Origin of the sequence: Tolypothrix sp. FACHB-123 (genome assembly GCF_014697075.1) — a bacterium.
Taxonomy (GTDB): Bacteria; Cyanobacteriota; Cyanobacteriia; order Cyanobacteriales; family Nostocaceae; genus Aulosira.
Window position 1 is genome coordinate 17944 of record NZ_JACJRE010000034.1, and the last position, 18507, is coordinate 36450.

An 18507-nucleotide genomic window follows, 5' to 3' on the forward strand; every position below is an offset into this window, starting at 1 on the left:
TTTCATAGATAATACTACTTTGATAAGTATCCAGAGTTATCAATAATAGATGAGAAAAATATAGATAGTAAATCGTTATATTTATCCCACAATATTAACCTTTGATTCTAATATAAAGACTTCTTCTACCTCTGCTAATATATAGAAACCATATTTGATTTCTGAAAAACCCAATTCCCTAGAAGCTTGTCATATAAGGGTTTGTCTATCAGTATACTTAGCTAGATTCAAGTACGATTTCTATATTTGATATAGGTACAAAAAGTAAAGTTGCTTTGGGAAGCATCAAGGGCGCAGTGGCGCGATAATTCTCTGCTTTAGCAGGCTTAATTATTTTAAATTGGATTATAAAGTTTAGAAGTTAAATTTCAAGCTTTATATAAGTTCTATTTATTACTAATTTTGCCAACAAACAATAAAGTATTAAGAAATATTAAGCTTTTACAAAAGCAAGCATAAAAACATTACTTAACACAGATAAGTCTGTATTTGATTGTAGCGGACACCTGTAAATGCTTAGTGACAGAGGGGAAACAAGCAGATTATCTACTCAATTTATCAAAGCCTACCTTATGGAAAAGAGTAAAATTCACATCCTACTGGTAGAAGATACTCCTACTGATGCCATGCTAATCAGTAGAGTCTTACTGCGTGCAAATCCCAGTGATTGGGAGATAACCCATGTTCGCTGCTTATCTGAGGCCATAGATATTAGTAGAGAAAATACTAGACAAAATACCGATAATTCTCAAAATCAAAGTCCTAAGCAACGGCTATTTGATATTGTTTTGTTAGACCTCCACCTCCCCGATTCTACTGGACTAGATACGGTAAAAAAATATCTCGCAGCAATTCCTAATATTTCCGTTGTTGTATTAACTGGGCTGGATGATGAAGATTTAGCACTCCAGGCGATGACAGAAGGCGCACAAGATTATCTTGTTAAAGACCAAATTACAGTCCAACGCTTACTGCGTGCAATTCGTTACGCCGTAGAGCGGGGCGAAATTCTCAACAAATTGCGAGAGAGTGAGGAACGCAGCCGTCAAGCTTTAGTAAAAGAGCAAGAACTTAACAAAATAAAATCAAATTTAGTGGCGATGGCTTCACACGAGTTTCGGACTCCCATGACCACGATTCGCACTGCAATAGAAATTCTAGAATATAACAACGATAAACTCACTAACGAGCGCCGAGCTAAATACTTTAGTCGCATTCAAAAAGCTATCAATCAAACGCTTCAGCTTTTAGATGAAATCTTGTTCTTGAGCAGAACGGAAGCATCTAAAACAGAAATGTATCCTACAGCTTTGAATTTAGAAAATTTTTGTCATGAACTGATTGAGATTTTTCAAGTCAGTCCAGGTAATCAGCACAATCTGATTTTTAATATTCAAGGAGAATGCACCAATGCGGAAATGGATGAAGAATTACTCAATTGTATTTTGACTAATTTATTTTCTAATGCAATAAAATATTCCCCACCACAGAGCAATATTTTATTAAACTTGACTTGTCAAAATGATATTGCCACTTTTATAGTCCAAGACGAAGGAAGAGGAATTCCCATTAGCGATCGCCCTCATATATTTGATACTTTTTATCGCGCTAGTAATGTGGGTACAACTCAAGGTACGGGGCTAGGACTGGCTATTGTCAAAAAGTGTGTAGATCTCCATGAAGGAGAAATTCAAATAGAAAGTCAAGAGAATGTGGGGACAAAAGTTACAGTAAATTTACCATTGCGGCTGTCTAATCAATTACGTTCAATTTAGCTCAAAAATTTTTTGCCTGGGAAGACAGTCTAAGTAGGTCGGCGTAAATAATTGTTGTTGGAATAAGGCAGGGGGTAGGGAGCAGGAGGAGAAAGAGTTTGAGCCTTATTTAAACATGAAAATCTGTCTTTCCCATGCCCAATGCCCAATGCCCAATGCCCAATGCCCATTTTCAAGTTAGATCACAGAAACACTTAAGTTAAAATTTAACTACTTCTGTTAAGCCTTCAACAGTTGTTAATGAAAAACTACGAATTATTTTAAAATCCTATGCTTGACCTGACAAAACTAGCGCGGCAAATGCAAGGTTTAAGCCAACACCTGAGTTTAGAAGCTGCTGCGAGCCGCCAGCGTTTAGAATTAGCGCAACAGTATCTTCACAAAGCTTATGCAGAACAAGAGGATTTAATTGCTCGCCAGGAGAAATGGCGCGATCGCATTCTCTTTGCCAATGCTACACCGATGGAGCCACTGCAAACCTGTATTGATATCCCAGTACCGCCGAAAATTCATACTGTGATTGCTACTGATGGTTCGCAGATTGCGCCTAACCACCATGAAATTGCTTACTGTTATTTGCTCAATATTGGTAGAGTGGTTTTACACTACGGACAAAACCGCCATCCATTATTAGATAGTTTGCCAGAGGTATTTTACCGTCCCGAAGATTTATATATGTCTCGGCAGTGGGGAATTAGAACTGAAGAATGGATGGGTTATCGTCGGACTGCTAGTGAAGCCACTGTTTTGGCAGAACTCGCTTGTGCTGTCAAAGGCGAAGTTCCCATCCTGGCGATGGTAGATGGTTCTTTAATTTACTGGTTTTTAGAACAGTTACCCTTGGATGCGCGCGATCGCATTTTACCCCCTATCCTCGAAGCTTGGCAGCGAATGCGGGATGCGCAAATTCCCTTGATGGGCTATCTTAGCGCTTCTCGCAACGTCGAAGGCATGAACTTTTTGCGGTTGTTAGCTTGTCCCCATCCCGTACCTGATTGTATAAGTTATTGCCCCAATCAACTAGAAAAGGTTCCTTGCAAAGTCTTTGAACCATTGCGCGATACTTCCCTGTGGACAACTCAACTCAAGCCAGGACAGCGCGGCCCCCTATGGCGCAGCAATGCCAGGATTTTAGATTTATATGAAGACCAAACAATTTACTTTTGCTACGTTCATGTCGGCACCGAAATTGCCCGGATAGAAGTCCCGGCATGGGTAGCGAAAAATACGACCATGTTTGATCAAGCCCTAGGATTGATGCTGGCACAAGTGCAAAAAGGCTATGGTTATCCAGTAGCGATCGCTGAAGCCCATAATCAAGCTGTGGTGCGTGGTGGTGATAAAACACGCTTTTTTGCCCTGCTAGAGAAGCAAATGATTAAAGCGGGCTTGAGAAATGTGGGTACTTCTTACAAAGAAGCCAGAAAGCGCGGAAGTATTGCGTAATTTTTTGGGGGGTTTTGGCGCGTTGCACTGCGGGACAACACACCCTAGATTAAATAAGATTAACAACGCTGTAGCTGTGTTAATAATACGACAATTTCATCAATGGCTTGGCGTAAACTGCTGGCTAGGCGATCGCTTTGATTTACCATAATACTAAAAACTAAAGGTTCATACTTCGTACCATTCATATATCCAGCTAAAGAAACTGCACCAGTTAATGTCCCTGTTTTTGCTTGCACAATACCCTCAGCAGGAGTGTTGCGAAAGCGATTTTTTAAAGTACCAGTTTTACCTGCAATAGGTAAAGATGCGCGATAAATAGCGGCGACTGGTGTTTTCGCCATTAAACGCAGAGTTTGTACTAAAGCTTCTGGTGACAATAAATTACGCCGTGATAACCCAGAACCATCTACTAATGAGTAACTTGTAGGATCGACTCCCAATTGAGTTAAACTTGCCTTTAAAACCTCTAACCCAATATTCGCAGTAATTTTATTTTGTACTCTTGGTTGTTTCACCGCTAATGCTCGCAGCAATGCCTCAGCATATAAATTATTACTATTAACATTTACCTCTGTAACTAGCTGTGATAGAGGAGGCGAATCAATAGCAGCAATTTCTTGTTGATTATTGCCACCATTGAATACTAATGTTTGTCCTAAACTGATTTTTTCTGTTGCTAAAATAGTCCGGAAGCGCCGCAGAAAATAATAATTGGGATCGACTACAGGTAAGGTAACTAAATAAGGTTGAGAATTTTGTGTTAGCTGTCCTTGAATGCGGAGAACTGTACCTGTTAAATCGCGAGTAACATCAATATAATTGGTTTGATTTTTACTCACAGTTGTTGACTGATTAACAATCCGCCACCGTCTTTCTTCATTGCTATCAGTCCAGGCTATTTGTAAAGGTTTACCTAGAGTTTGTGGTGCAAGTCTGAAGCTAAAAATATTTTCATTTAAAATAAAACTACTAACAGGTGCACCATAATCTGATTGCACATCTTCCCATTGCCAAGTAGGGTTAACTATATCTCCTTGGATATAACTATCATCAGCAATCAATTGCTTAATTTGAGTAATACCTTTTTGTTTTAATTGCTGTGCTAATGCTTGCAACTGAGTATCACTTAAACTGGGATCTCCCCTACCCACAACACGCAAGACTCCATTGGAATTTTGATAAATAGAGGTGCGAATGCGAAAGTTTGCACCTAAATGTTGTAATGCGGCGGCGGTGGTCAGTAATTTTGTATTAGAAGCTGGTGTAAAGTATTTTTGGGCATCTCGACTATAGAGAGTTTGCCCAGATGATAGAGGTTGGATTAATATTCCCCAACGCACTCGACTAAATTCAGGACGATTGATCACAGCCTCTATAGATGTTCCCAGTTGAGCGGGACAAATTTGTTTTGTGGTAGTTGCTGGTGCTGTTGGTGTTGGGGTTTGAGCTGTAGCTGTTTGCTGGGTAATACCAATTTGGGTAGTGAGCAGCAGTAGCGTCAAACTGATGGAAAGTTTTTGAGTCATTAAATAGCGCTGAAAACTATTTGATGATAATAACTTAGGGATGTGTTTTTTTAACTTCTGGTTGGTAATAATAAGATTGTTTTGGCAGGATTTTACTATGGCAATAAAAAGCTCATGAGTAGCGCTGAAAACACTATCATGAGCTAATTGATTCTGCAAGTTTATACATCAAGCTTTGTCCCAATCTCAGGTAACCCAGCCTATAAGAGTGGGACTTTCAGCAACAAACTTGTTAATCTTCCTCTGGGTACTCCTGTTCATCATCGTCGCCAAAGATGTGGTCTATAATGTTTTGTGCGCGCCTATTGGAAATATTTAAGGCATCCTGAAGTTCAGAGATATATTCCTGTTCGCTTTCGGGGACTTCACCGTCAATCCCTACTACTAACAAGGCAGTAATATAGGCAGCTTCTCGATATTCTTCATCTGGTAAAGAAGCGATCGCCTGTTCAATAACTTCTTCTGGATCTTCTTCTTCTAACAAATCGTAAACTTTTTCCGTTAATTGATCAAAGTCTTTCTCGGAGAAATCTTCAAACTGGGAAATTCCAGCTAGCATTTCGCTCAAAGCAAATTCTTCGGTTCTGCTGACACCTTCATCATCAGATGCAGCAGAAAACAATCCAATAACTGCGATGGCTACTTCTGGTTCTAAGGCAACGGAACTGTTGCTTCCTCTATTGGGAAATTTACGTTGAAACATAATTATCCTTTAAAAGTTTTGCGATCGTTGGGAATAGCTATCTTTTGTCCTGAGTTTTAGGATTCCCAAAAAAATCGCTAAATGCACATCACCTAAAATTTTTTTTGCATGAAGCGTGTTATTTGTGATTGTGTAGACTAAAACCCATAAAAAAACGCAGAGGATACAATCCGCTGCGGAAAAAATAGTTTTATTCACTAATGACTATTGACCAATGACCATCTTAAAGTTTATTGCCACATTCAGAACAGAAGTTATGAGTGGGCTGGTTTTTCGTCCCGCAGTGGTTACAATACAATGGCTCTACAGCAGTTTTTGGTGCTTGCTTGGGTAAGCCAATCATTTGAGCATTACTCTTACCAGGGGCTACCATTGGATAGCAGTTTTCATCTCTGGTAACGCGCACATCGACAACTACCGGGCCATTGTGTGCTAGCATTTCGGCGATCGCATCAGCGAGTTCTTCCCGTTTGCGAATCACCATGCCTTTAATACCATAGGCTTTGGTCAAAAACTCAATATCCGGCATTCCCACTTCCATATTGGAGCAGGAATAACGCTCACCATAAAAGGCTTGCTGCCACTGGCGTACCATTCCCTGCCAGCCGTTGTTGAGAATAACAGTCTTGACATTTAAGCCATATTGTGCTAATGTCCCCAATTCTTGCAAACACATTTGGAAACTAGCATCGCCGCTGATACAGATCACTTCTTCATCGGGGAAAGCTGCTTTTGCACCCATAGCGGCGGGGACGCCAAAACCCATAGTGCCTAAACCAGCACTAGAAATCCAGCGACGGGGGCCATTCTTGAGGAATTGTGCTGCCCACATTTGATGCTGACCGACATCTGTGGTGTAGAAAGCGTTAGGTGCTTGGCGACCGATTTCGACAATTACCTCTTGGGGTGAGATACTGTCTGGGTGCTGGGGAACTATTAAGGGGTATTCTTCCCGCCAGCGGTTAATTAAGCTCAACCATTCTTGATTTTGGTTGGGTTTCGCCTTGATACCTGCTTGTTTGCAACGACGTAACAAGTCAACTAAAACATTGCGAACATCACCGACGATGGGCACTTCTGGGACGCGGTTTTTGCCAACTTCAGCGGGATCAATATCGATGTGAATGACTTTGGCTTTGGAAGCAAATTCATCTAATTTGCCAGTTACGCGGTCATCAAATCTTGCGCCAACACAGATTAACAAGTCGCAATCTGTCACCGCAAAGTTAGCGTAGGCTGTACCGTGCATCCCCAACATACCCAAAGCGAGGGGATGATGTTCGTCAAAAGCACCAATCCCCATGAGGGTGGTGGTGACGGGAATGCTAAATAATTCTGCGAGTTCTTTAATTTCTTCGTGGGCACTAGCCGCGATCGCACCGCCACCAACATACAATAATGGTCGGTTACTTTCGCGAATTAATTGAATAGCGGCGTTAATTTGCCGGGGGTTACCCTTGACTGTCGGACGGTAGCCGCGTAATTTTACAGAACCTGGTTCTACAGGTACATAGTCAAATTCTTCTAAAGCTACATCTTTAGGCACATCAATTAAAACTGGGCCGGGGCGTCCAGTACTGGCGATGTGGAAAGCTTCGGCGACAATCCGCGCCATATCTTTCGGGTCGCGCACTACATAGGAGTGTTTAACAACTGGTAGGGTGATCCCATAAATATCAGTTTCTTGGAATGCATCCGTACCAATAGACGCCCGTGGTACTTGTCCTGTAACCACAATCATGGGGATTGAGTCCATGTAGGCGGTGGCGATACCTGTTACCAAGTTAGTCGCCCCTGGGCCGGAAGTCCCAAAGCACACTCCTACTTTACCTGTAGCGCGGGCATAGCCATCAGCTGCGTGAGAAGCACCTTGTTCGTGGCGCACGAGAATGTGCTTAATAGTACCAGTTGCTTCTACTTTGTAAAGGTCATCGTAAATAGGCAGAATGGCTCCACCGGGATAACCAAAAATATACTCAACACCGTGGCGCTGGAGGCTGTCAAGCAGAGCAAAACCGCCGGATGCCCTGGTAGGGGCTACCGAGACGGCTGGAATGCTGGTATTGGGCTGGGTGTGATTCTCGGTCTGGGGGGGACTGATTCGGGTTGGCGATCGCACTGTCAAACCTCTGACAATAGCTAAGTTAATGCGTGGATTCTGTAATTAAGAATTCATTTTAATGTAAAAGTTTAATAAAATCTGTACATTAATATCTATTTTTTATATCAGCTAAGACTATACAACTAAGATTTGATTTTTGCCAACAAGACTTAATCCTAGATTTATTCAGCCTTCCGAGTTTTTTTATTCAACAGTCAACACTTCGACAGGCTCAGTGCGGCGCAGTCAACAGTCAACAGTCAACATTTAACAATCAATAGTCAATTACTGCATAATTAAATGACATCTTGTAATACTCGGCGGGTATTTTTCCAAGCCCAAACACCGACAGCCGCAACAATGAGACTCATGGCTACAAGTACAGTCCGCAAACCCAAAAGGTCGGTTAACGGCCCGGTAATTGCCAAAGGTAAGGATAAAGCTATATTCACGGCATGATTTTGAAAACCAAACACTTTACCATGCATGTTGGGAGGTGCTTGTTGTTGAATGAGAGTTTGCATCGGTACGCCAATAAAGGCCGCGCCTATGCCTAATAATGCACAAAGTCCCAGGGCGACTAATAAGTTGTGAGTGAAGGTAAACACTCCTAAAACCAACGCCATCAGCAAAAATCCGATTAAGGGTAAGGGTTTGCCATGCAATTTTACACTCCAGTGACCTAAAATTCCGGCACCTAATACCATGCCCACGCCAGCAGCTGCTAAGAAAAAGCCAAACTGTTTTTCTTTTAAGCCAAAGTCTTCAGCTAATCGAATTGTCAAAACTGTTAAAGCTGCAAATACACAATACAAGGTGACCAGTTGCAGCATGGCATTGACCACTAAACGATTTTTCTTGAGATAGCGCAAACTTTCTGTGAGTTCTGTCCAAGGCTTACCTGTAACCTGCTGCGTCTCAGGCGCTTTGTGTTCTTTCATGGTAATCGGCTGCATCATGACAGCTGATAGGAAATATAATCCAGTAACAATTATTTCCTGTCCGTACTGTTCTCCTAGAAAGTCTTTTGACCAACTCAAAATCGGCTCTCCCACTGCGAAGCCGACGATTAAAGCACCCATCATTGTGCTGCTAAACAGGGCATTGGCTGCCATTAAATTCTCTGGGCGCACTAACAGGGGAATGGCAGCTTGTTCCGCTGGGGCAAAAAATTGCGTTACTGTAGAAATCGCAAAAACTAGTATTAATAAGAACAAAAATTCTCGTGGTAAAAACGGAATTGCTAAAGTTAAGAAACCACGTATAACATCTGAGCCAACCATAATTAGCTTTTTAGGCCATAGGTCAACAAAGATGCCTCCTGCCGAGCCGAAGAGAATCGCAGGTATGGTAAACACTACCATTAGAGTAGAGTGCATCGAGCTTTCTGCCAAGCCGGGAAGGGGCGGGTAGTTTTCTAGCAGGGCAATCATCAACACGAAGAATACCTTATCTGCTAACTGAGAAACTAGTTGCCCAATCCATAGGAGCATAAAATTACGGTTCTTTAGCAGTGCGCCAAACCCGTTATTAACCGCAGCAGGTTCTGTTGGAAACATTTGATACTACGTAAGAGGTACTAGGGTAGATGGGAGCAGGGGTATAGGGCAGAGGGCAGGAGGCAAGGGGGCAGGGTGTAGGGGGCAGGGGATAAAATAATCTTTATGTCCTCCTTGTCCTCCCTTCCCTTATCTCCTTATTTTTATCGCTCCGTTGGCAAAATTTCCCTATTTCTCACTCCTGCTGGCCAAGTTTATTTTCCGGACTAATTGCCTTCATAGTGTCTTAACAACAGGTGTATGAATTGGGCGGCACTAATGCGATCGCTTTTGGGGTAAAATTCCTCAGATGGTTTTACCGCAAAACCTAAGACAGTTTGGGGCGATCGCCAAATAGATAAATGGTCAACTGCCGGTTGGGCATAAAAGTGATTTTTCCCGCTACCCAATAAAGACGAACTCCAGTGGGTGAAATAATCATGGCTCATCCGGTGGATGGGAAAATCACCCCATAGTGGCACACCCCATCCATCTATAGCAATAAAAGCAGTCACTTTTCTCCCTAGGAGTTGCCAAGAATGGGCAGCCAGGATTGCTCCGACTACACCTGCGCTAAAGCTAATGAAGATCGCGGATGATTCTAACCTATCGCCTAAGCAATTGTGTAAAAATTGTAAAATATGCAATGGCGATATTGTCAGTACACCCTGTTGTGGGTAAACTAGTATATTTACTGATTTTTTAGTAATTGAACTATCAGAATTTAAATTTAAGCACCCTGAGATAAAACTTTCAGTTAATTCTCGCTCATGCATTCCAGGGCAAATGATGATGTTCATCTATCTTCAATATCTGGTTCAGAGCTAGGGTTGAGCATTGCTACACTTTCACTGGTTATCAATGCAACATTAATATTTTAAGCAATTACAACGTCGTTAGACAAATTCAGCTTATTACAGCTTTGCATAAAATCGTTTTTAACGCAGAGGCGCGCAAAGGTAAACGCATTCGCCGTTAGGCGTTCCCGCAGGGTAGGTGTGCGGAGGATTGGTTAGTAATTAAGGAAATGCTGTACTAGCATCTAATCCCTAGCCTCTAGCCCCTAGTCCCTTTTTTCCACTTAACTTCTCAGATATCTGTACTAATTAATTGATTTAAGTATATTTAGGTAAATTTTTCTGTCTAGATCCTCACGATAGAGGTAGGAAAATCAATGCCCCGTTATGATATTTGTAACTATCCTATCCCCCCGGATAGGATTTTATTTTACTCAGCCGGGAAATAATCAAGTTATTTCTTTGATACTTCTCTCCATTCTGGTTATATTGAGGAACTCACTGTGGTAGCGACGCCGGAAAAAGTACAACATACCCATGAGCAATCATCACGTCAAGACCGAGTAGCCGTATTACTTATGGGCTACGGCGAAGTCGAAAGCTACGAGGATTTCGCTAACTATAACGAACAGGCTTTAAATCTACTGACAGCAAAATTTGCACCAGTCCCTACCTGGATTTACCCGCCTTTAGCCAAGCTGCTGGCTTTATTTGACCGTCATGAGTGGGGACACACACATCATGATTTCATTTCCCCACATAACGCTATCTTTGAACAGCAACGCGCTGGGATTGAGAAGAATTTACAAGCTAAGTGGGGTGAAGGCGTTCAAGTATTCAAAGCGTTTAACTTCTGCGCGCCTTTTTTACCGAAACAAGTTTTAGCAGAAATTAAAAATCAAGGCTTTGACAAAATCTTGATTTATCCCCTACTAGTGGTTGATTCTATCTTTACTAGCGGGATTGCGATCGAGCAGGTGAATAATGCGTTAGCTGAGTTGGCTGATAGTGATGAACATTGGGTTAAAGGAATGCGTTACATTCCTTCTTTCTACAACGAGCCAGCTTATATTGATTTGATGGCGCATTTGGTAGAGGAAAAAATTAATGCTGATTTAGCAGCTACTTATCTACCTTCGCAAATCGGGATTGTGCTGATGAATCACGGTTGTCCCCATAAGGCGAAGGGCTTTACTTCTGGGATTAGCGAAAGTGAAGCGCTGTATGAATTGGTAAGGGATAAGTTGATTAATCGCTATCCTTTAATTTCTGTGGGTTGGCTAAACCATGACACCCCACTAATTGAATGGACGCTACCTAATGCGGAGCAAGCGGCTAATAACTTGATTCAATTGGGTGCAAAAGTGATAATCTTTATGCCAATTGGTTTTGCGACGGAAAATCACGAAACTTTATTGGATGTTCACCACATTATCCATGCTGTGGAGAAGAAGCACCCCGATGTGGATTTTGTACAAATGGCTTGTGTGAATGATCGTCCGGAGTTTTTGGCGATGGTTGCAGAGTGGGCTGATGAACATATTAGCGCGTTGCGTGCTGAGGAAGGTGTGGCGGTTAATACTCACTTGGATGGACATCATCATCACCATCACCATCATTAAGGGGGAGTTTTAAACGCAAAGGTACGCTAAGTCAGCGCAGAGAAACGCAAAGGATGATGATTTGGGACACTTGACTGAAGTTGAGATTTCAAAGATGCAAGTGTCCTCTTAATATTTGAAATTTTATCCTACATTAAAAGGTTTTCGGTTGATGTTTAAATCCCCGACTGAAAATGTCTTTAATTTTTAATTGTTATGGAAGTTCGCCAAACTGTTCTCGATAGCGAGAGAGTAAGGATTCTAGTTCGGTGGCGCGTTGGCGCTCTTGTTCTGCTTGTATTTCAGCCTGGATACGTTTATCAGTTTCTTGTTTGAGTGCTGCAATTAATTCATCATTTACTAATAATTTTTCGCCATTATCTAAGCGATAAAAGCCAATTAATTTTCCTTCTACAGCGAGGCGTAGTTGTAAGGGTTGGCTGCAATTATCGGTGATTGGTTCATAAATATCTTCGCGCAAGCGATATCCTTGTAGTTGTTGTTCAATCCATTCCCCTTTGGGGTCGAATAACCAATATTCTTCTACTTCTAAGCTTTCATAGAGATTTTTTTTAGTGGTTTTATCTTCTTCTTGAGTTCCTTTTGAGGTGATTTCAAAAATTACTTTTGGTACTTGTTTTTCTTCCCAAATTTTATAGTTATCTCTTCCCCCTGGTTCAACGTCATAAATTACCATGACATCAGGTGCTACTCTTAATTTAGGAAAGCCTTGGGCGTAATATAAAAATTGATTAGCTAAAACTGTGGCGCGACGACCTTGAAGATATTGTCTGAGAACTTCTAGTGTGGTTAAAATTGCATACAAATGGTCGTAAGTTTCAGCCACAGGTTCTCCATCGCTGCTGGGATAAATAATTTCTGATTTGGGAATAGCGCTAGTCATAACACATTTATATATGTGTAAATAAACAATATTCTAGCAACAATTACGAATTACGAACTTGTACTAAGCTTGTCGAAGTATTACGAATTAAAACCTGGTTTCATACTCAACTACAGCGCGTCCTTCATCACCTAAATTGGTAGAAGCACGCACGCGAATTTCATCATTGAGGCGATAAATAACGTTGTAACGTAAAGATTCGTTAGCAGCAAAAACCCGCGATAAGGAAGCAGAAAAGTTATTCGATATATCAAATACACCTTCTGCTGCTAAACCGAGTACGGAAACATTTGTTGTGGGGTTGGTGACGAGTGTGGGAAATAGTCGTAATTCACTTAAGCCGATGGTTTGACCAATTTCTGTAATCGTACCTTGCAAGTTAGAAAAAATTGCTGAACTTGCTAAGTTGATTAGTCCTAAACCTGCGTCACCTTGTTGTAAGTTGTTTAAAATTGAGCCTCCTAGCAAAGCTACAATTTCTCCGCGATTCCGACTTGGTTCGCTAGTTAATACTAGATTTCTTGATAATTCGCTAGCAGGGCCTTTAGCTATGGCTTGAATGCGTACTGTGTTTAAAGTACCAAAGTTAATTGCCGAAATATCTCGAATTTCGCTAGAGATACGGGAAGTGCGAGCTATACTACCTCTGACTTCAGGGACAATTGTGACTAAGCGGACATCTAAAATGGGGTCGAGTCCCCGACTGGGGGTAAATATTGCTGTTTGGTCGTAACCACGAGCTAAGGTAAATTGGGTGGTAAACAAATTTATCTGTCCTCCTTGCAGATTTATCTGTCCTTGGGGACGCGGTTTAGCTAAACTACCGTTAAGTGTGATGTCTCCTTGAGCGACGAAGCTAAATAGGGGTTGACGAGTAACGCGGATATCGTCGGCTAGAATTAGCTGTAAGTTAGCAAATTCTACAGAGATTTTCGGTGTATTTACGGGTGTAGATGATGTGGCGCTATCAGGATTAGTATCTGTTTGTGGGGTTGTAAGGGTGATTTCGGGAGAGTTTGCTGTTGGTGTGGTGGTATTAGTTGTAGCGGTAGCGTTTCCGAGTAAGACTTCACCATTATTTAGCTTAATTGTACCGCCGAGTTGGGGTGCTAAGGCTGTACCTGTGATGACTGCGTTACCGCTAACTCCGCCTTGATATAGGTTTTGAAAGTTCAATTGCAAGTTATTTATCGCCACGGTGAGGGGGTTGCTGGCTGCTTGTTGTTGGGCGTTTGGAGTGGCGAAAATGGGGAGGGTTCCTGTGGCTGTTAATTGTCCGCGACTGTATTGTGCTTGGAGATTATCGACAATTAAGCGATCGCCTGCAAATTGCGCTGTGCCTGTAACATTAGTTAAGGGTTCTGTGAGGCTTTGGACGTTGAGTGTGGCATTATTAATTGTGGCAATGCCTGTGGTGCTTGGTTGCTTGAAGGTTCCCTGAATTTGGACGTTGACTTGTCCTTGTCCATCTACCCACTGCACTTGATTATTTAATAAGTTTAATAATGCCAAGCCTTCATTTTGTACGTTAGCTTGAATGCTAATACTATCATTTGGTTGAGTATCAGCAAATGGTAATGGAGCCGGAATACTCCCGTTAATTTGAATCGGTTCTGTACCTGTAACTAAGACATTACTACCAAAATTTAACCGCGCATCATTATAGTTATAAGCAATTTGGGCTGATTGGATAGATTGATTATTTAAGCTACCATCTATTAATGCTAATTCTCCCACAGCTTGGGGACTATTTAAACTCCCACTGAAGGTAGCATTAGCATTGATTTTTCCGGCAATATCTACAGGTAATTGGGGAAAGAAAGGTTTGATATCAGCAAGGGCTAAATTTTGGATTTGTGCTTGTCCTGATAGGGATTGCTGGCTGAATTGTCCGGTAATAGCTATGAGGGAATTATTTAAATTGACTTGCAGAGGTTGTAGAGTTAAATTCCCGTTTTCATAATTACCGCTAGCAATAAGTTGATTAATTTTATAATTACCCCATACCCAGTTATCACCAACAAAGTCAAAGTCAATATTTAACCCAGATTGCAAAGAACCTGTAACGCCTAATTTGCCGCTAATTATACCTTGTAATTCTGCTAAAGAAGGTATCCGCCGAGATGCTTGTTCTTGTCTTCTTTGCTGTGCAACTTGTTGGCGAATTTTGGTTACGTAATCTATTTGAGTTAATAAATCTGTATCTGGTAAACTTCTGGGTTGAGTTTGTAATACTTCAGCGCCAGCTAGGTTTGGTGGCTGTAAACCAGTTAGCGCATCTGTAAAATTGTAAATACTTAATGTTTGCAAGATATTCTGAATTCTGGCTTGGTCAAAACTCAGTGCAATTTGCAATGGGTTATTACCTGTTGTGGGTAAATTTCCACTGAGTATATAACGATTTTCGCCTTGAATGATTTCGCCATTACTTAAATTAAAATTCCCATTATCATAACTAATGTTACCGCGAAATTCATCTGCTGTAATTCTGCCAATTTGGGGTTGGGCAACTGCTATGTCGCCTACCAAACTATAATCATTTAAGTTAACTGTTAAATTCCCCGATAGTTTTCCGCCAATTGTGCCTAAATTATTATTGGCTGGAATGAATGTTTTAGCTAGGGATATGGGAAAATCTTGGACGTTGACTACAAGATTATCGCCGATGGTGCGTCCTGTGGCGACGGTGGAATCACGCCGAATATTAAATGCGGTGGGACGATTATCTGCGCCTAAAGAAACAGAAATTTGGTCTTGGGTTCCAGTAACTTGAAATTGCGTTCCTTGTCCTGGTTGATAGCGGACATTTCCTGTTAATACTGGATCGAATGCTAAATTATTTACTGCTAAATTTTCTAAGCGAATATTTCCATTAGCAATTGGTGTCGTTGGCGTACCGGAAACTTGTCCGTTAAAATCTACCCTTCCGGCTAAAGCAACATTTCCCGGAAGCTGAAACGGTAGAGTTTGCAAATTATAATTTTGTGCTTGGACATTGAGATTTAAGCCGGTAATTTGGGGATTTGGTTGCAATGCCACAGCGATATTACCAGTTGCCTTTAAACCAGGTGCGGAGGCTTGGAGAATTTGCAGGTTGCTGCCATTCCATTGAAACTGGGCTGTTAAAGGTTGGGTGAGTGCTGCTAAACCTTGGGAAAGCCTGACAGTACCCGCAGCTGCAATGTTTTGCGGTTGGAAAGAAGTTGTTGTTCCTGTAACGTTAACGTTACCATTTAACCTGCCGCGCAAATTTTGTGATAAATTATTCAATTGAAGCTGGGAAATAGTGGCTGTAGCTCCCCAGTTACCATTATTCAACTGAATATTTCTGACGTTAACGCTTCCCTGCGCTAAACTTAACCGCGCTTCGCCAGCAGCTTGAATATTTGCTAAAGCAAAGGAATTAGTATTACCGGAAATTTGTAAGTTACTATTCACAATTTGCCCTGGGATATTCTTGGCAAATTGATTGAGTTGAATGCTAGAGGCATTGGCTAAAGCTTGCCAATTACCATTATTCAGGCGAATATTATTGAGGTTAACCCTACCACTAGCGACATTTAAATTAGCCTCTCCAGAAGCTTGAATGTTAGCTAAATCAAAGGACTGAACGTTACCTGCAAGCTGCACGTTACTATTAATAATCTGTCCGGGAATATTTTCTGCAAATTGATTGAGTTGGATTTTAGTGGCATTAGCTACAGCTTGCCAATTACCATTATTCAGGCGAATATTATTAACGTTAACCGTACCGCCAGCTAGATTTAAGTTAGCTTGTCCAGCAGCTTGAATGTTAGCAATTTGGAAGGATTTTGTCGTTCCGGCTAGGTTGAATTCACCGTTCAAAGTACCTTGAAATTGTGGCGGTAAAGTTGCATTCGGGTTGTCGGGATTGCTGGTAACTTGAGCTAGACTTTGCAGGGGAACTTGCGAGGCATCAACTACAGCTTGCCAGCGATCGCCTTTTAGTTGTCCTGTAGCCGCAACTGTACCCCCAGCTACGCGCAAAGCTGTATTCTGAATTTGAACGATTCCTTTATTAATCGCTAATTCGACTTTACCGGGGTAAGTAGCCATCGGTGCTTGGATTTGCACCAGAGTTTGCAAATTAGCGAGAGTTCCCGAAACTTGGGTATTGGCGGAGACTGTACCGATGCGAATATTAGGTAAATTAACATTGTAAGTTTGCGCGATCGCATCTCCTGGTAAATTAGTAGCTTGTACATTTACCGCGACTCTTCCCTGTTTTCCTAAGCTAACTCTTCCCTTACCAGTAATTTTTCCCCCTTGGGTGGGGGTAGCTTGAATTTGCGAAATCACAATTTCCTGGGGTGTTCCTTGAAATTGCGTGCTAATCTGATCAAAGCTGACACGGTCAATGACAGCAGGTTTAATTGTACTCACCGCACCCGTAATTACAGGCTTTCTAATTGCACCTTGCAACTTGATATTTGCTGTCCAATCCCCAGTTGATGTGATGGGTAATTTCGCATTCAAGGTTTGTAAAAGATTCTGGGTAGTGACAGCTTTGACATTAGCTGTCAGATTGTAACCAGTTTGAGCATTGATTCCCCCGTTGATTTGTACGGGAATTTTACCTAAGTTAGCGCTAAAATTTTCTAGTGTAACCTGCTGATTCTCAAACTGTAATTTACCTGTAGTGTTGGTTATTTTGGTGGGAAGATTATTAACTTGTCCGACTACTTGATTGACATCAACCGTTCCCAAAACCGTAGTTTGCAACTGATTGCGGGGTATATTAACAGTTAAATCACTATTAATAGTTCCCGCTTGTAAGCTAACAGGTGTCTGTACTAACTGCGATAAATTAGTCGCTAATAAATTACTAGTGCGAATTTTCAGAGTAGTTTGTACTGTTTTGGGAAGTGTTTCTCCAGTAATCTGTAAACTTCCCCCAGACATAGCCTGAGTGCTAATATCAAAATTGATGCGTTGATTTTGTTCTAAAAAACGCGCAATTCCATTAAGTTGATTAAACCCAACGATAACTCTCGGTTTACCTGGTTGCAGTGATGGTGATAACATGACAACACCATTTTGCAAGCTGAGTGTTTCTAGTTCAGTTGTAATCAAACCAGCGCGTTCTTCAGTAGCTGTATTAATTCTCGTAGACACCCAACGCCCTTGTTTATCTTGTTCAATATAGATATCTGGGCGAACTAAGGTAACATTTAGCTTTAAACTGCGGTTAAAAACTAACTCCCAAGGATTGAAGCCTACATCTACTGCTTGTGCTACTAATGTATCTGGATCTGTAGTCGTTGCGGGAACTGATGTAGAACCAAAACGCAAACTATTAGGTGAAAAACTTTGAACTGCACCTAATTTTACAGGTCTTCCTAGCAGTTCTAAAAGATTACTTTCAATTATCGGTGCTAATCTCTCCCGAATGAAAATATTAGCCCACCAAATACCCCCGACAATTCCAGCTATTAAAACTATTACCAAACCAATGCTGGTACGAGTTAATAACAGCAGCCATAAACGCCGATGAGAATCCGGAGAACGTGTCATCTTTTTTTCAGCATAAGCGTATAAATGCTTCTTACATGCGCCTATACATAGGGTCTACTTTATTAGACTGCCTTAAAATGGCAATTCTAAAATCATCTCTGCGATAGATTGCTTTTTCTCCCTAAATCTACCAAAAAAGGCAGAAGGCAAAACACATAATTCCTGCTTAAAAGCCAGTATTTTTTTGTGTTTGAGGATTTATCACCATCACTCACTCTGGTACATCGAAGCAAATATACCTAAATATGCAACTCGATAGAGAATAAAATTACCAGGATTTTTGAACAAAAATCATACAGGAGGCTTATCTAAAAGAACTTATAACTTAAATTTACTTAATTAAAAAAAATCCAAAAATTCTTACTTTAGATAGGTTTATTTATAAAAATTCAGAATCTATATATTTTCTCACTATTATTGAGGTAATAATTAAGAGTTTTTTAATAAAATAATGATTTCGTCTTGGAAAAATCCTTTACCAGTTGAAAGCTATTCAACAGCAAAAGTTGTGATATATTTTTACAACAATAACCAATGGGTGCCGATTAAGTACTGTTATTTATTAAAAGCTGTTGAAC

The 18507-nt window shown here is 41.1% G+C and carries 10 protein-coding genes; 3 read left to right on the top strand and 7 right to left on the bottom strand.

Annotation, left to right across the window (positions count from 1 at the left end):
* The first annotated feature begins 572 nt into the window (after nt 1-572).
* Nucleotides 573-1775 (top strand): ATP-binding protein, encoded by a 1203-nt coding sequence (locus H6G41_RS21095; RefSeq protein ID WP_190748287.1) that lies wholly within the window; start codon nt 573-575, stop codon nt 1773-1775.
* A gap of 270 nt (nt 1776-2045) precedes the next feature.
* Nucleotides 2046-3221 carry a DNA double-strand break repair nuclease NurA gene (locus tag H6G41_RS21100; protein ID WP_190748288.1) on the top strand — a complete coding sequence of 392 codons (1176 nt, stop codon included), beginning with the start codon at nt 2046-2048 and terminating at the stop codon, nt 3219-3221.
* Nucleotides 3222-3280: 59 nt separating this feature from the next.
* On the opposite strand, the gene dacB is transcribed toward H6G41_RS21100, so the two are convergent.
* The 5 genes from dacB to H6G41_RS21125 form a co-directional block, all read right to left on the bottom strand.
* A complete protein-coding gene (gene dacB, locus H6G41_RS21105) occupies nt 3281-4750 on the bottom strand; it encodes a D-alanyl-D-alanine carboxypeptidase/D-alanyl-D-alanine-endopeptidase (protein ID WP_190748290.1) in 1470 nt (489 codons plus the stop codon).
* Nucleotides 4751-4982: 232 nt separating this feature from the next.
* Nucleotides 4983-5453 carry a tellurite resistance TerB family protein gene (locus H6G41_RS21110; RefSeq protein ID WP_190748292.1) on the bottom strand — a complete coding sequence of 157 codons (471 nt, stop codon included), beginning with the start codon at nt 5451-5453 and terminating at the stop codon, nt 4983-4985.
* 223 nt (nt 5454-5676) lie between these two features.
* The gene (gene ilvB, locus H6G41_RS21115; protein WP_374939439.1) at nt 5677-7572 is read right to left on the bottom strand and encodes a biosynthetic-type acetolactate synthase large subunit; all 1896 of its coding nucleotides are present in this window, start codon (nt 7570-7572) and stop codon (nt 5677-5679) included.
* A gap of 278 nt (nt 7573-7850) precedes the next feature.
* Nucleotides 7851-9113, bottom strand: coding sequence for an MFS transporter (locus H6G41_RS21120; protein WP_190748296.1), 1263 nt, complete (start codon nt 9111-9113; stop codon nt 7851-7853).
* Nucleotides 9114-9319: 206 nt separating this feature from the next.
* On the bottom strand, nt 9320-9892 hold the full coding sequence (locus tag H6G41_RS21125; protein ID WP_190748298.1) for a hypothetical protein: 573 nt from the start codon (nt 9890-9892) through the stop codon (nt 9320-9322).
* A 500-nt stretch (nt 9893-10392) separates the two neighbouring features.
* Here H6G41_RS21125 and H6G41_RS21130 point away from each other — a divergent pair, with 500 nt between their 5' ends.
* Entirely contained in the window at nt 10393-11511 is a 1119-nt protein-coding gene (locus tag H6G41_RS21130; protein ID WP_190748300.1) for a ferrochelatase, read from the top strand.
* Between the two features lie 193 nt (nt 11512-11704).
* On the opposite strand, the gene H6G41_RS21135 is transcribed toward H6G41_RS21130, so the two are convergent.
* Complete coding sequence (locus tag H6G41_RS21135) at nt 11705-12394, bottom strand: Uma2 family endonuclease (protein ID WP_190748302.1); 690 nt, start codon at nt 12392-12394, stop codon at nt 11705-11707.
* 87 nt (nt 12395-12481) lie between these two features.
* Nucleotides 12482-17929: a translocation/assembly module TamB domain-containing protein gene (locus tag H6G41_RS21140; protein WP_190748305.1), complete on the bottom strand. Its 5448-nt coding sequence runs from the start codon at nt 17927-17929 to the stop codon at nt 12482-12484.
* Nucleotides 17930-18507: the final 578 nt, after the last annotated feature.